Source organism: Vibrio sp. 1151_11 (assembly GCF_029478525.1).
Lineage (GTDB): Bacteria > Pseudomonadota > Gammaproteobacteria > Enterobacterales > Vibrionaceae > Vibrio > Vibrio anguillarum.
The window spans coordinates 110,759-124,860 of the sequence record NZ_SHMN01000006.1 but is presented as its reverse complement, the minus strand read 5'-3'; the positions used below and the strand labels follow the sequence as shown (position 1 = coordinate 124,860).

Annotated in this window: 13 protein-coding genes; 9 read left to right on the top strand and 4 right to left on the bottom strand. The window is 46.1% G+C overall.

The features are described from left to right. Window positions 1-13 precede the first annotated feature (13 nt). From dnaE to EXZ60_RS06855, 6 genes are all read left to right on the top strand, one after another. Window positions 14-3,493 carry a DNA polymerase III subunit alpha gene (dnaE, locus tag EXZ60_RS06880; protein ID WP_277435483.1) on the top strand — a complete coding sequence of 1,160 codons (3,480 nt, stop codon included), beginning with the start codon at window positions 14-16 and terminating at the stop codon, window positions 3,491-3,493. Between the two features lie 47 nt (window positions 3,494-3,540). Next, on the top strand, window positions 3,541-4,500 hold the full coding sequence (gene accA / locus EXZ60_RS06875; protein WP_013856219.1) for an acetyl-CoA carboxylase carboxyl transferase subunit alpha: 960 nt from the start codon (window positions 3,541-3,543) through the stop codon (window positions 4,498-4,500). Window positions 4,501-4,632: 132 nt separating this feature from the next. After that, window positions 4,633-5,943, top strand: coding sequence for a tRNA lysidine(34) synthetase TilS (gene tilS, locus EXZ60_RS06870; RefSeq protein ID WP_277435482.1), 1,311 nt, complete (start codon window positions 4,633-4,635; stop codon window positions 5,941-5,943). A 60-nt stretch (window positions 5,944-6,003) separates the two neighbouring features. Next, window positions 6,004-6,315: a cytochrome c gene (locus EXZ60_RS06865; RefSeq protein WP_026028528.1), complete on the top strand. Its 312-nt coding sequence runs from the start codon at window positions 6,004-6,006 to the stop codon at window positions 6,313-6,315. 110 nt (window positions 6,316-6,425) lie between these two features. Further along, window positions 6,426-6,764, top strand: a complete 339-nt coding sequence (gene glnB / locus EXZ60_RS06860; RefSeq protein WP_010320105.1) for a nitrogen regulatory protein P-II — start codon at window positions 6,426-6,428, stop codon at window positions 6,762-6,764. Window positions 6,765-6,844: 80 nt separating this feature from the next. Continuing rightward, window positions 6,845-7,687 carry an endonuclease/exonuclease/phosphatase family protein gene (locus EXZ60_RS06855; RefSeq protein WP_277435481.1) on the top strand — a complete coding sequence of 281 codons (843 nt, stop codon included), beginning with the start codon at window positions 6,845-6,847 and terminating at the stop codon, window positions 7,685-7,687. Window positions 7,688-7,694: 7 nt separating this feature from the next. Here EXZ60_RS06855 and EXZ60_RS06850 read toward each other — a convergent pair whose 3' ends face one another. From EXZ60_RS06850 to gloB, 3 genes are all read right to left on the bottom strand, one after another. After that, window positions 7,695-8,381: a YIP1 family protein gene (locus tag EXZ60_RS06850; protein WP_013856224.1), complete on the bottom strand. Its 687-nt coding sequence runs from the start codon at window positions 8,379-8,381 to the stop codon at window positions 7,695-7,697. Then, window positions 8,378-9,949, bottom strand: a complete 1,572-nt coding sequence (locus EXZ60_RS06845) for a LysM peptidoglycan-binding domain-containing protein (RefSeq protein WP_277435480.1) — start codon at window positions 9,947-9,949, stop codon at window positions 8,378-8,380. Before EXZ60_RS06845 ends, EXZ60_RS06850 begins: the two co-directional genes overlap by 4 nt. Window positions 9,950-10,021: 72 nt before the next feature. Next, entirely contained in the window at window positions 10,022-10,780 is a 759-nt protein-coding gene (gene gloB / locus EXZ60_RS06840) for a hydroxyacylglutathione hydrolase (protein WP_026027910.1), read from the bottom strand. Between the two features lie 36 nt (window positions 10,781-10,816). Between gloB and EXZ60_RS06835 the strand changes: the two genes are divergently transcribed. Further along, window positions 10,817-11,581 carry a methyltransferase domain-containing protein gene (locus tag EXZ60_RS06835; RefSeq protein ID WP_013856227.1) on the top strand — a complete coding sequence of 255 codons (765 nt, stop codon included), beginning with the start codon at window positions 10,817-10,819 and terminating at the stop codon, window positions 11,579-11,581. Here the strand turns inward: EXZ60_RS06835 and rnhA are convergent. Next, entirely contained in the window at window positions 11,566-12,033 is a 468-nt protein-coding gene (gene rnhA, locus EXZ60_RS06830) for a ribonuclease HI (protein ID WP_013856228.1), read from the bottom strand. The two genes, EXZ60_RS06835 and rnhA, sit on opposite strands and share 16 nt — an antisense overlap. Window positions 12,034-12,089: 56 nt before the next feature. Between rnhA and dnaQ the strand changes: the two genes are divergently transcribed. Then, complete coding sequence (gene dnaQ, locus EXZ60_RS06825) at window positions 12,090-12,833, top strand: DNA polymerase III subunit epsilon (RefSeq protein ID WP_013856229.1); 744 nt, start codon at window positions 12,090-12,092, stop codon at window positions 12,831-12,833. 8 nt (window positions 12,834-12,841) lie between these two features. Next, window positions 12,842-14,092 (top strand): TIGR03503 family protein, encoded by a 1,251-nt coding sequence (locus tag EXZ60_RS06820; RefSeq protein WP_029388239.1) that lies wholly within the window; start codon window positions 12,842-12,844, stop codon window positions 14,090-14,092. The last annotated feature ends 10 nt before the right edge of the window (window positions 14,093-14,102 follow it).

The window sequence follows — 14,102 nt, the reverse complement described above, 5'->3', positions numbered from 1 at the left end:
AGGATTTTATTGCATGCCAGAACCAAAGTTTGTCCACCTTCGTGTCCACAGCGACTTTTCTATGATCGATGGCTTGTCCAAAGTGCCACCGCTTGTGAAAAAAGTGGCCGAGATGGGGATGCCTGCCGTAGCGTTGACCGACTTCACGAACTTATGTGGTTTGGTCAAATTTTATGGTACCGCTCATAACTGTGGGGTAAAGCCGATTATCGGTGCAGATTTTGTCATGCAATCCGAGGAGTTTGGTGATGAGCTCACCAAGCTGACGGTTCTAGCGAGTGATAATGTTGGTTACAAAAATCTGACCTTACTGATCTCCGATGCTTATCTACGCGGTCATGTGCAACACCTACCTGTGATTGATAAAGCGTGGCTAGTGAAATATGCCGAAGGCTTGATTGTGCTTTCGGGTGGAAAAAGTGGTGAAATAGGCAAAGCACTGCTTAAAGGTAATCAGGCGTTAGTCGATAAATGTCTCGAGTTTTATCAAACTCATTTTGTCGATCGTTTTTACCTTGAATTGACTCGCACAGGGCGAGCCGACGAAGAGAGCTATCTGCACTTTGCTCTAGAATTGGCTGAAAATAACGATCTGCCCGTCGTTGCAACCAATGAAGTGGTGTTTCTCAGCGAAGAGTTTTTTGAAGCGCATGAAATTCGAGTAGCGATTCATGATGGCTACACCATGGAAGATCCTCGTCGGCCAAAAAATTACAGCCCACAGCAATATTTGCGCACCGAAGCTGAAATGTGTGAGCTGTTTGCCGACATTCCTGAAGCGCTGCAAAACAGTGTTGAGATTGCCAAACGGTGTAATGTTACCGTCCGTTTGGGGGAATATTTCTTGCCCGCCTTCCCAACGGAAGGAATGAAAGAAACCGAATACTTGGTGATGAAATCACAAGAAGGCCTTGAAGAGCGTCTTGAATTTCTGTTCCCCGATCCTGAGGTTCGCGCACAACGTCGCCCTGAATATGATGAACGGCTGCAAATTGAGCTCGAAGTAATTAATAACATGGGATTCCCCGGTTATTTCTTGATTGTGATGGAGTTCATCCAGTGGTCAAAAGATAACGATATTCCGGTGGGACCGGGGCGCGGATCGGGTGCGGGTTCATTGGTGGCTTACGCGCTCAAAATCACCGATTTAGATCCACTACAATATGATTTACTTTTCGAACGTTTCTTGAACCCAGAACGGGTATCAATGCCCGATTTTGACGTCGATTTCTGTATGGATAAACGTGACCAAGTTATTGATCACGTTGCTGAAATGTATGGTCGTGATGCGGTATCACAGATCATCACCTTTGGTACTATGGCTGCCAAAGCGGTCATTCGTGACGTGGGACGCGTGCTTGGTCATCCGTTTGGATTTGTCGACCGTATTTCAAAGCTTATTCCACTAGATCCAGGAATGACACTCGAAAAGGCGTTTAAGGCTGAACCCGCGTTACCTGAGCTGTACAACAATGACGAAGACGTCAAAGAGCTGATTGATAAGTGCCGAATTCTAGAAGGTTGCACGCGTAACGCCGGTAAGCATGCGGGTGGGGTGGTGATCTCCCCAACCACCATTACCGACTTTTCGCCGATTTATGCGGATGCTGAAGGGCATTTCCCCGTCACTCAATTTGATAAGAACGATGTTGAAACCGCAGGCTTAGTCAAGTTTGACTTCTTAGGTTTACGCACCTTAACCATTATCGATTGGGCTCTAGGGCTGATTAACCCGCGCTTACAACGAGAAGGCAAAGAGCCCGTTCGTATTGAAGCTATCCCGTTAGAAGACCCAGTTTCATTTCGTGTATTGCAAAATTCTGAAACCACGGCGGTATTCCAGTTAGAATCGCGCGGCATGAAAGATCTGATCAAACGTCTCCAGCCAGACTGCTTCGAAGATATCATTGCACTAGTGGCCCTGTTTCGCCCTGGGCCTTTGCAATCTGGGATGGTGGATAACTTTATCGACCGTAAACATGGCCGAGAGGCGATCTCCTACCCAGATGAAAAATGGCAACATGAGTCATTAAAAGAAATTCTAGACCCAACCTACGGCATCATCTTGTACCAAGAGCAAGTGATGCAGATCGCCCAAGTCCTAGCCGGATACACATTAGGCGGCGCGGATATGCTGCGCCGTGCGATGGGTAAGAAAAAGCCAGAAGAGATGGCCAAGCAGCGGGCGATTTTTGAAGAAGGTTCGATAAAAAACGGCGTGGATGGCGAATTGTCGATGAAAATCTTCGACTTAGTAGAAAAATTCGCCGGTTACGGGTTTAATAAATCGCACTCTGCGGCTTATGCTCTGGTTTCTTATCAAACCTTATGGTTAAAAACCCACTACCCAGCCGAATTTATGGCGGCCGTAATGACGGCCGACATGGACAACACCGAAAAGGTGGTTGGCTTAGTGGATGAATGTTTGCGTATGAATCTTAAAGTGTTACCACCGGATATTAACGCCGGCTTGTACCGCTTTAACGTCGATGAAAATGGCGCAATTGTCTATGGTATTGGCGCGATCAAAGGTGTGGGTGAAGGACCGATTGAAGCGATTTTAGAAGCGCGCACAGCAGGCGGCTATTTTAAAGATTTGTTTGATTTTTGCGCCAGAATTGATCTGAAAAAAGTCAATAAGCGTGTGATTGAAAAGCTTATTTATGCGGGTGCTTTGGATCGTTTAGGCCCACACCGTGCTGCAATGATGGCCTCATTAAATGATGCTGTGAAAGCGGCCAGCCAATTCCACCAAGCTGAAGCCTTTGGTCAGGTTGATATGTTTGGTGTATTGACTGATGCGCCAGAAGAAGTAGAACATAAATATACGCAAGTCCCCGAGTGGCCTGAGAAAGTTTGGCTTGAAGGTGAGCGCGATACATTGGGCCTTTATTTGACCGGGCATCCAATAAACGCACATATTAAGGAACTTGCGAAGTACACCAGTTGTCGACTAAAAGATGCCACGCCAACGCGACGCGATCAATCCGTCACTTTAGCGGGGTTAGTGATTGCGGCTAAAGTCATGACCACCAAGCGTGGCACGCGGATTGGCATCATGACGTTAGATGATCGTTCAGGACGTATGGAAGTGATGTTATTCTCTGATGCGTTAGAGCGGTATGCAGAGCTGTTAGAAAAAGATAGAATTTTAGTGATTTCTGGACAGGTCAGCTTTGATGACTTCAATGGTGGCCTTAAAATGTCGGCGCGCGAAGTCATGGACTTGGGCAGTGCGCGTGAAAAATATGCCCGTGGCTTGTCGATATCGATTGAACAATCACAGATAGACAGCCAGTTTTTTGAGCGCTTTAGTCAGATCTTAGAGCCTCACCGAGCAGGGACTATACCTGTCAATGTATACTACCAACGCGCAGAGGCGAGAGTGCGACTCACTCTTGGTACGCAGTGGCGTGTAACCCCAAGTGATACATTGTTAGACGAATTGAAACAGCTACTTGGCAAAGATCAGGTAGAACTCGAATTTAACTAAAATTTGGCGTCAAATATGTTGAACGCTGAGTATAAAAGGATCGGTAGATGAGCCTAAATTTTCTAGAATTTGAAAAACCAATTGCTGAACTTGAGGCTAAAATTCAGGCGCTACGCGACGTGTCTCGCCATGGTGGTGATAAGTCCGTTGATCTCGACAAAGAGATCGAACAGCTAGAAAAGAAAAGCTTAGAGCTTAAGAAGAAAATCTTTGGTGATTTAGGGGCATGGCAAGTGGCTCAATTGGCACGCCATCCACAACGCCCTTACACGCTTGATTACATCAACCATGTCTTCACTGAGTTTGACGAGTTGGCTGGTGATCGCGCTTTTGCTGATGACAAAGCGATTGTCGGCGGCATTGCTCGTTTAGAAGGACGTCCGGTGATGGTGATTGGTCACCAAAAAGGACGTGAAACGAGAGAGAAAGTAAGACGTAACTTCGGAATGCCAAAACCAGAAGGCTATCGCAAAGCGCTACGTTTGATGAAAATGGCTGAACGTTTTGGCATGCCTATTATTACCTTCATTGATACCGCAGGTGCTTATCCTGGTGTTGGCGCTGAAGAACGTGGCCAATCTGAAGCGATTGCTACAAACCTAAAAGTGATGTCAGGCTTGAAAGTGCCAGTTATTTGTAATGTTGTCGGTGAAGGTGGCTCTGGTGGCGCTTTAGCGATTGGCGTGGGTGACTACGTGAACATGCTGCAATATTCCACTTATGCGGTAATTTCGCCAGAAGGATGTGCTTCAATCTTGTGGCGAGATTCAGATAAAGCGCCGCAAGCGGCTGAAGCTATGGGCTTAGTCGCTCCTCGCTTAAAAGAGCTTGAGCTGATTGATGAAATTATCGAAGAACCATTAGGTGGCGCGCATCGCGATCCAATACAAATGGCCGCCAACATGAAAGCAACACTGCTAAAACAGCTTGCTGATTTAGAGCCGCTGAATGAAGAAGCATTATTGGCTCGTCGTTATCAACGTTTGATGAACTACGGCTACTGCTAAACAGCAGAGCGGACAATAAATAAAAAGGGTTGGATTCTGTCCAGCCCTTTTTTATCTGCCCGATTTCAAGGCTGGTTTGCTTGGCGCGTTTCAAGGTAAACTGGCATCAATTCCTCTTAGCACTGAAAACCCATGTCTGAACTTTATTCGCTATTTTCACACGTTATCAATCGTCATCGCTTAGCAAGCAGCCAATTAGTCTTGGGTTTTAGTGGTGGCATGGACTCGCGGGTGATGCTTGAACTATTGGCGCAATATCGTGACGAAACCTCCTGTGAGTGCTGCGCTGTTTATGTTCATCATGGATTAAGTCAACATGCAGATGCGTGGGCCAAACAGTGCCAGCGCTGGGCCCAACACGTCGCGATCCCTTTTTTTATTGAACGGGTGCAACTCGATACCGCTAGCGGTGAAAGTGTGGAGTCATTGGCGCGTACGGCGCGTTACCAAGTTTTAGCGAAATACATTAACACTGACGATTTGTTACTAACTGGACAGCATAGCGATGATCAGATCGAGACATTTTTGCTCGCGTTAAAGCGTGGTAGTGGACCCAAAGGACTCTCTTCGATGGCACAAGCGATGCCATTTGGCGCGGGGAAAATCGTCCGTCCTTTGCTTGCGGCGACTCGCGTACAGATCGAAAGCTTTGCCGTAACCCAGAATTTGGATTGGGTCGAGGACGAAAGCAACCAAGATACCCGTTTTGATCGTAATTTTATCCGCCATCACATCACGCCAGTTCTTACGCAGCGCTGGCCGCATATTCACCAAGCGGTTGCTCGTAGTGCGACATTGTGTGCTCAGCAGCAGGTGTTGCTTGAAGAGCTGCTACAAGAGGCAATGCAAGAGGCAAAAATGCCTGATGGTAGTTTATCAATTACCGCGCTTTCTCATCGCAGCGAATTAGCACGCTATCAATTGCTAAGAATGTGGCTTGCTCAATTGGGGGAGCCAATGCCGACTCAAGAACATTTAGCGATGATTTGGCAACAAGTGGCGTCTGCGCGTATTGATGCGAATCCTCGTCTTAAACTAGGGCAAAGTGAGATCCGCCGCTTTGACCAAAAGCTATATTGCATCCAAACTTATCAAGACATTTCAGATTGGCAGGCGATGATCGTGCCCGATCAATCATTAACCTTGCCTGATGGACTAGGTAATCTGAGGTTATCGTCTCATGGTGGTAGCAAGGAAATAGCCTTGCCTGATAATTGCCATCAATTAAGCGTTACGTTTAATCCTGAAGGGCTGGCAGCATGCCCTGTCGGACGAGTGGGAAGTCGAAAGCTAAAAAAATTGTTCCAAGAGTATGGCGTGCCCAGTTGGTTACGACGAAGAACGCCAATATTGATGCATCGGAATCAAGTGGTTGCGATTGCAAATTTATTTGTTGATCGTGACTTCAGTGGGCAAGATTGTGAACTCATCTGGGACAAATGAACGCTTTTCATGCAAAATTCGTATAAAACATACCATGAATATGGACATAAAGGTGGAGCAATGAAAAAAGTCGCGATTGGAATAGTTATGGGTTTAACGTTGTTAGCGGGAAGCGCGTTTGCTGGGGACCCAGCCGCAGGGCAAGCCAAAGCGGCTATCTGCGCGGCGTGTCACGGCGCAGACGGGATAGCCCTTATTCCGGGATATCCAAATCTAAAAGGGCAAAATGAGCAATACCTTATCTCATCAGTTAAAGCCTACAAGAATAAAGAGCGTAATGGTGGTTTAGCCGTCGTAATGCAAGCGCAAGCGGCAATGCTCAGTGATGCCGATATTGAAAACTTAGCGGCCTATTTCGCAAGTCTTAAGTAAATGGCAGTGAACGGGTTTCAATCAGCCCAGGCGTTGCTTGGGCTTTTTATTGATTGTTTTTTTTTGCTAGCAGATAATGCCACCAATTGACGAAAGTGTAAGGGATGAACATGAAAAAAATCGAAGCCATTATTAAGCCATTTAAACTTGATGACGTCCGCGAAGCGTTAGCTGAAGTCGGGATCACGGGTATGACTGTTTCTGAAGTAAAAGGATTTGGTCGTCAGAAAGGGCATACTGAATTGTACCGTGGCGCTGAGTACATGGTGGATTTCTTACCTAAAGTGAAGCTTGAAATTGTAGTGACTGACGATGTCGCTGATCGCTGCGTTGACACCATTATTGAGACGGCGCAAACGGGAAAAATTGGTGATGGTAAAATTTTCATTACTAATATTGAACGAGTGGTACGAATTCGTACCGGTGAAGAAGACGAAGACGCTATTTAGCCGTACACCGAGAAGAAGGGAGCCAATGGCTCCTTTTTTGTCTCTTTATTAATACATCCCTACCAATTTTGTTGAACGTTATGAAAAGAAAATATCTGCTTGTTTTGCCGCTGTTGCTGATTACCGCGGCTGTGATTAGTTTTTTCTCTATTTTTACTATTCCTTCAACGCCGCAATTGTTGACTATTGATGGGAAAAACGCTTCATCTCCACTGATTTGTTACGATAATCCAAACGCTCGCGCAATTGATGTGCGTGGTCAGCTTAATGTACTGGTTTGGAATATCTATAAACAAAATAGAGCAACATGGCAAAGTGAGCTGGATAAATTCAGCCAAGATGCCCAATTGGTGTTGCTACAAGAAACGAGCATGACCTTGTCATTGAAAGAGTGGATCAGCCAAAAGCAGTGGGGGGGGACGCAAGCGGATGCTTTTCGTGTTTTTGGTGAATCAGCCGGAGTGTTAAATCTTGGCAGGCAGATGCCAGTATTAGCGTGTGCTTACACCGAATTAGAGCCTTGGTTGCGCTTACCCAAATCGGCGATTTACGCCCTGTATCGTTTAAGTGATGGTCAGACTCTGGCGGTTGTAAACCTGCATGCAGTGAACTTTACCTATGGAACGCAAGAGTATACCAATCAGCTGGAAGCGCTACTCGTTCAATTAAAAACACATCAAGGGCCAGTGATTGTCGGTGGCGATTTTAATAGCTGGAGTCAAGCAAGAATGGACACATTAACCGCTGCATTAAATCGTGTGGGTTTGAAGGAAGTGTTGTTCGAACCCGATCACCGTGTTCAGTTTGTGACGGGCTTGGTGCTTGATCATCTTTTTTATCGTGGTTTAACACTGCTCAATGCAAAAGCGCCCGTAACGGACGCTTCTGATCATAACCCACTATTGGCGAGTTTTAGTTTATAACCACTTTCTAACTGATGGCGATGTACAGCGCCCAAATCAGGTAATAGCCAATCCAAGGCAGCGCCGAAATCACCAGAGCTTGGCCGCGTTCCAGCTCTGTCCATGCGCCCACCGCCGCGTAGCCAAGTACGATGTACCAAGGCAAAAGCAGTGGGAAGGAGCTGGCAAATTGAGACCAATCATTAGTCAGTGGTAACTTAATTAGGCCATTTAAACTATTAAGGTCAGCAGCGTAAGTCATCACGTGGCCATGTTTGAGTAATAAGCTCGCGTAACTGGCGAGATCGCCCAACACGGCTGGGAAAGTGATGACAGCACTTGCGGCAAACCAACGCCAGAAACCGTGCTGATGTTGGCTCTGCTTGGTCGCCAAATTGAACCATAATGCCAACATGAAAATCGTTAGCGTGCGGCCTACCACATCACTGATAATTTCGCTTGCCATCAAGGTGTTGGCATCTAACATTTCAAGCTGAGCGGGGTTGATCATAGCCAACTGCGCCGAGAGCCCAGCTTTTAACCATTCAAGGTTAACTACGTCAAAATAAGCCCCCCAAAATAGAAAGGGACTCAGGATTAAAAAGAGATAAGGTTGCCAACCCCACATGCCGCGTTGATAAAGGGCTAAAAAACAAGACGTGGGGGAACGGAAAATATCCACCAACATGATTAACGGGTTACTGGAAGGATTCATACACTGACCTTAGTGACATCGACGTAGAGCTTGAGTTTTTGACCCGGCTTTAAGTACTTTTGGTTTGCAAGCTCGTTCCATTTTACAATGTCGAGGCTTTTGACTTTAAACTTATTAGCGATGGCGCTGAGTGTATCGCCGCTACGCACTTGATAAAAGACGGTGCGAATGATGGCACCCTCACTGCTATTTTTCCAAATGACCAGTGTTTGGCCAATCTTCAATGTGTCTCTTGGCCCCATACCGTTCCATTTTGCTAAGGACTGATGGGAAACATTGTGCTGTTTGGCAATGCTCCATAAGCTATCACCTTTGGCTACCGTATGAGACAGCTTATACTGACCACGGACCATCGCTTGCGTTTTTGCCAAGCGGTTACTGGCACTGAGTGCGTATGCTTTTTCGTCTTTTACGGATGTTGGGATCATTAAATACTGCCCAACGCGAATGACGTTGCCATTGAGATTGTTGGCCGTCTGAATCACTTTGCTGGTGGTATTGTGCTGTTGAGCAATCACACTCAAGCTATCGCCGGATTTTACCTTGTAGCGTACTAACTTCATCCCCTTACCGCGATTCTCTTCAACTTTCTGAGCAAAGCGTTCCACTTTATCTACTGGGATAAGCAGTTGATGAGGTCCCGTCGGCGAGGTCGCCCATTGATTGTAAGCTGGGTTGTAACTTTGCAACTCTTTCACGCTCATTCCGGCGTAATTGGCGGCAATGGCAAGATCAAGCTGTTCTTGAGGGTCGACTAACGTTAACACTGGTTTGTTAGCGATTGCTGGGATTTCAATGCCATATTTTTCTTGATTGGCAACAATATCGGCCAGTGCGAGTAATTTAGGGACGTAGCCTGTGGTTTCATCGGGTAAGTCGAGTGAGAAAAAGTCGGTTGGTTTACCAACCTTGTGATTTTTACGAATCGCGCTAGAGATCCGCCCACCACCGCTGTTATAGGCGGCAATCGCATGGCTCCAATCACCATCAAAACGCTTATTTAATGCAGTGAGATAATCCAAAGCCGCATCGGTGGCGGCGTCTACATCTCGTCTTCCGTCATACCAAAAATTTTGCTCTAGGCCATACATCTCTCCCGTACTCGGCACAAATTGCCACAGCCCCGCAGCGCTACCGTGTGAGTAGGCAAAGGCATCAAACGAGCTTTCAACAATAGGTAAGAGTGCTAACTCAAGTGGTAAGCCGCGCTGCTCAATTTTCTCAGTGATAAGGTAAAGAAATGGCTTTGCTCGCTCGGCAACAGTTTGTAGGTGATTAGGGTGTTTAAGATACCAAGTTCGATAATAATTCACTGATTTATGATCTGGGATATCCATCGACAACTGCATTGCGATGCGCTGCCATACGTCCGCTTGCTCTTGTGGCGTGATCACTTTCGGCGTTGTCTTTTTTGCAGATGACGACTTTTGTTTAGCCATCTCTTTTTGTGTCTGAATCTGAGGGCTATTTGCCTCTTTGGCATTTGGCGCTGTTGTTTGGTCTGTTGGCTGAGTGATTTGACACCCCGCTAACAAGAGCACCATCACCCAGCTAAATTGAAATCGCATCTATCTCAGCCCTTTGACTTAATGGCTGCTGATAATACTTGGCACTTTATTGCTATGACAAGCAGCAAATCGTCAAAATTCGTTCTTCCACTCACGTAACGCGGTAAAAATTGATAGAGGATCGGTTTGTTGAGTACGATTCGCGACGGATTTCATCACACTCTCTTGCTGGGTCCGCAAAAATGGATTGATCCATTTTTCTTGGCGGATCGTGGTCGGTAATGTCGATTTCTGCTGGGCTCGGAGCCGGTTGACGGTATCTCGATACTGTTGAAGTTGGTCATTATCGGGCTCAACGGCTAAAGCAAATGCGACGTTACTTGCGGTATATTCGTGCGCGCAATAGACCTCAGTCTCTTCTGGCAATGCGGCAAGTTTACACAGTGACGTAAACATTTGCTCCATTGTGCCCTCAAAAACACGGCCACACCCTGCGGAGAACAGTACATCGCCACAAAACAGTTTATTGTCACCGACATAGCCAATGTGACCTTTTGTGTGTCCTGCGAGATCAAGCACCATAAAGATTTCATCGAATAGTTCTAGCTGATCGCCAGCTTCAACCGCGTGCGTTAAGGTAGGAATAGGTTCATGAGCGGGACCAACAACGTTAATGCTGGGAAACTGGCGAACCAGTTCTGCAACACCACCAATGTGATCATGGTGATGGTGGGTAATTAATATTGCTTCGAGCGTTAATTGATGCTTCGAGAGGTACTCAAGCACTGGTGCTGCATCACCGGGATCGACCACAGCACAACGCTGATCGCTATTTTGGATCAGCCAGATGTAATTATCATTAAATGCGGGTATGCTTTTGATCTGTAACATGAGTATCTCCAATCACCGAGGTGAAATAGGTTATCGATGAAGCCAGCGCGTAGCGAAAAAAAATTAGATAAGCCTCATTCTTGGTCCCAACTTAAAAATGGCCAGTGGGTTAGTGATTCTATTCAGACTCGGCTTGATGAATGGTGCTCTAAATTATTTGGCTATCATATGCTTAAGCTCGGTGGTTTGAGTTGTGAGCTTGCCAGTTGCAACTGCAATATTCAACACCAAGTTCATCTTGATATTGAAAACCCACTCCATACGGTGATTGCCGATAGCTACGAACTGCCTTTTCTTGAAAAGAGTTTTGATGTGGCTATTTTAGCGCACCAACTGGATTATTGTGGCGATCCGCACCGTATCTTACGCGAAGTTGATCGCGTGATGATGGATGATGGCTACATCATTATTACGGGGTTTAATCCAATCAGTTTTACGGGGATCGCAAGTTTGATGCCTTGGCGAAAACATAACTTACCTTGGAGCGGTCGTATGTTTACCGCTAATCGGATTAAGGACTGGCTGAGTGTCTTGAACTATCAAGTGATTGACTGTGACCAATATGCCCTTTTCCCGATGCAAAAATATCAACCCATGTGGGCGTGGTTGGAAAATGGTATTGGCGACTGGGCCGCTCCATTTGGTAGCCTGTATTTCATCGTAGCGCGCAAACGTACTTATCCCTTGAAACCGATTAAACCTCATTGGCGTTTTAAACGGCGTCTTTCGCCAGTTAGCCTGAACTACCGTTTATCAACTCAGAACCAAGATAAGGCCTGTGACCCTTATTCGGATGCTTGATACCCAATATCGTCTTCGGTTGGGTTTTCTGCTGCATTGCGTGCTAATTCATCGCACATTTCATTTTCACGATGACCCGCATGGCCTTTCACCCAGCGCCAGTCAATGGTGTGGCGGGCGCTTTCTTTATCAAGTGCTTGCCATAAATCGGCATTCTTCACTGGTTTTTTATCCGATGTTTTCCAACCGCGTTTTTTCCAGTTGTGGATCCACTGAGTAATACCTTGACGAACGTATTGGCTGTCTGTGGTGAGAATAACATTACATGGCTCTTTCAGTGTTTGCAGTGCAACCACTGCCGCTAACATTTCCATTCGGTTGTTAGTGGTGAGTCGGTAGCCTTTGGCTAACGTTTTTTCGGTTTCTTTGTAACGAAGGACAACCCCATAACCACCCGGGCCAGGATTACCTAAGCAAGATCCATCAGTGAAAATTTCCACCTGTTTTGTCATGATTTGATACTATTAGGTTACGCACATTATTGGCATAGTCTGACATACATATCCTTATGAATACTAGCAGCAATTCCCAATCCCAACGTATCGTCGTTCTCGATACGGAAACCACGGGTATGAACCGTGAAGGCGGCCCTCACTATGAAGGACACCGCATTGTTGAAATCGGTGCCGTTGAAATTATCAACCGCAAGCTGACAGGCCGCCACTTCCATGTCTACCTGAAACCCGATCGTGAGATTCAGTTAGAAGCGATCGAGATCCACGGTATTACCGATGAGTTTTTGATGGACAAACCGCAATATCGCGATGTGCATCAAGAGTTTTTAGATTTCATCAAGGGAGCTGAGCTGGTGGCACACAACGCTCCCTTCGACGTCGGTTTTATGGATTACGAGTTTCGCAAGCTCGACGCTAAAATCGGTAAGACGGAGCAGTATTGCAAAGTGACCGATACGCTTGCTATGGCAAAGCGTATTTTCCCCGGCAAACGCAACAATTTGGATATACTTTGTGATCGTTATGGTATCGATAACTCACATCGTACCTTGCACGGTGCATTGCTCGATGCGGAGATATTAGCGGACGTTTATCTGCTGATGACTGGCGGGCAAACCTCGTTACAGTTCAGTGCCGGAACGCGCAGTGATGGCAGTGTGGGAGGAGAGTCAATAAAACGAGCTGTCGCAGGTCGGAAAAAGCTAAAGGTTTTGCAGGCTTGTGCCGATGAATTACAAGCACACCAAGAAAGATTGGATCTAGTCGAAAAGAGCGGAAGCTGTCTTTGGCGTCAGTAGGAGAAAATATGTTGAGGATAATGGTGGCTATTGCTGCGCTGATGTGGAGTATTGGCGTTTTTGCGGCAAATCCCTCCTCGATGTCGCTACTCGATAATCGTTTCCGTGTGGATCCAACCATTTCACAAATTACTTTTGTCGTGTATCGCGAAAAGTCATCTCAGCCAGTGGTGCTTGTGCGGCCAGATGGTAAGAAATATTACGCGTGGCGGTACGATGAGAATATGCGTTGGTATCAAGAGCCTACTATGGATATTATTTCAATTGATAAGCCAATGCCTGGCCCTTGGCAGGCTATAGGAAAGGTTTCGCCACAAAATAGCATTAAGCTAATCTCACACTTGCAATTGGATACAGATGTATTTCCTAGCCGTTTGTATCATGGTGAAGAATTAAAATTTACAGCTCGCTTAACCTCCGACGGTAAGCCTTTATTGTTGAGAGACTTTCTCGATAGAGTCAACTTAAAAGTGACTTTTACTAAGTTCGTTGAAAATGAAGAAGAACTGATCAAAGAGGCGCGTCCATTACCTGAGGTTATTGGTGAATTTGCTGATGATGGACGTGGTTTAGATGAACGCCCTGGTGATGGTGTATTTTCGGTTGCGTTACCTATCACTCCAGTGCCGGGTAAATACCGTGTTAGGATCACTTCTGGTAACGGTGTGTTTTTACGCGCTCAAGAGCAAGAAGTGTTAGTTTACCCTACGCCAGTGTCGACTACCTTTATCCAGTCCCGAGTAGATGGCGCGCCGCACCAAATTGTGTTTGCAGGTGAGTTAGGCATGGTTGAGCCCGGATCGATAGCGGCGCATGTTGAGCATGCCAATATTTATGATGATATTTTTGCTACTGAAGGACTATCCGGAAAAGAGTCACTCAAGCTTAATTTGGAAATTCCATACAAAGGGGATAACGGTAACTATCGTTGGTCTGGAAGGTTATATGCGACAGAACTCGCTAGCCAGCGCCCACTTTTTTTCCCACTTTCAGAGCGTACTTACAGCGTGGTGGATGATGTTAACATTGAGGAGACTCGCCGTTTGCAGATGGAAGAAGAGATTAAGCAGCGTAGGCTTGAACAGGAGCAACTGATTATTCAGATGAGAGAAGAGGCAACGAGTCGCAGTATTATGTTCATCGTGATTGGTAATATTGTTGCAATATTCATAGGTCTTCTAGCGTGGTTTGTGATGCGTAAGATTAAAGCGAAAAAGGCGTTGCAACCCGAATTACAGTTGAATATGCCGAAGAAATAACAAGGGATGT

Coding starts and splice junctions, on each gene's coding strand:
- dnaE (WP_277435483.1), top strand. CDS start 14: ATGCCAGAACCAAAGTTTGTCCACCTTCGTGTCCACAGCGACTTTTCT.
- accA (WP_013856219.1), top strand. CDS start 3,541: ATGAGCCTAAATTTTCTAGAATTTGAAAAACCAATTGCTGAACTTGAG.
- tilS (WP_277435482.1), top strand. CDS start 4,633: ATGTCTGAACTTTATTCGCTATTTTCACACGTTATCAATCGTCATCGC.
- EXZ60_RS06865 (WP_026028528.1), top strand. CDS start 6,004: ATGAAAAAAGTCGCGATTGGAATAGTTATGGGTTTAACGTTGTTAGCG.
- glnB (WP_010320105.1), top strand. CDS start 6,426: ATGAAAAAAATCGAAGCCATTATTAAGCCATTTAAACTTGATGACGTC.
- EXZ60_RS06855 (WP_277435481.1), top strand. CDS start 6,845: ATGAAAAGAAAATATCTGCTTGTTTTGCCGCTGTTGCTGATTACCGCG.
- EXZ60_RS06850 (WP_013856224.1), bottom strand. CDS start 8,381: ATGAATCCTTCCAGTAACCCGTTAATCATGTTGGTGGATATTTTCCGT.
- EXZ60_RS06845 (WP_277435480.1), bottom strand. CDS start 9,949: ATGCGATTTCAATTTAGCTGGGTGATGGTGCTCTTGTTAGCGGGGTGT.
- gloB (WP_026027910.1), bottom strand. CDS start 10,780: ATGTTACAGATCAAAAGCATACCCGCATTTAATGATAATTACATCTGG.
- EXZ60_RS06835 (WP_013856227.1), top strand. CDS start 10,817: ATGAAGCCAGCGCGTAGCGAAAAAAAATTAGATAAGCCTCATTCTTGG.
- rnhA (WP_013856228.1), bottom strand. CDS start 12,033: ATGACAAAACAGGTGGAAATTTTCACTGATGGATCTTGCTTAGGTAAT.
- dnaQ (WP_013856229.1), top strand. CDS start 12,090: ATGAATACTAGCAGCAATTCCCAATCCCAACGTATCGTCGTTCTCGAT.
- EXZ60_RS06820 (WP_029388239.1), top strand. CDS start 12,842: ATGTTGAGGATAATGGTGGCTATTGCTGCGCTGATGTGGAGTATTGGC.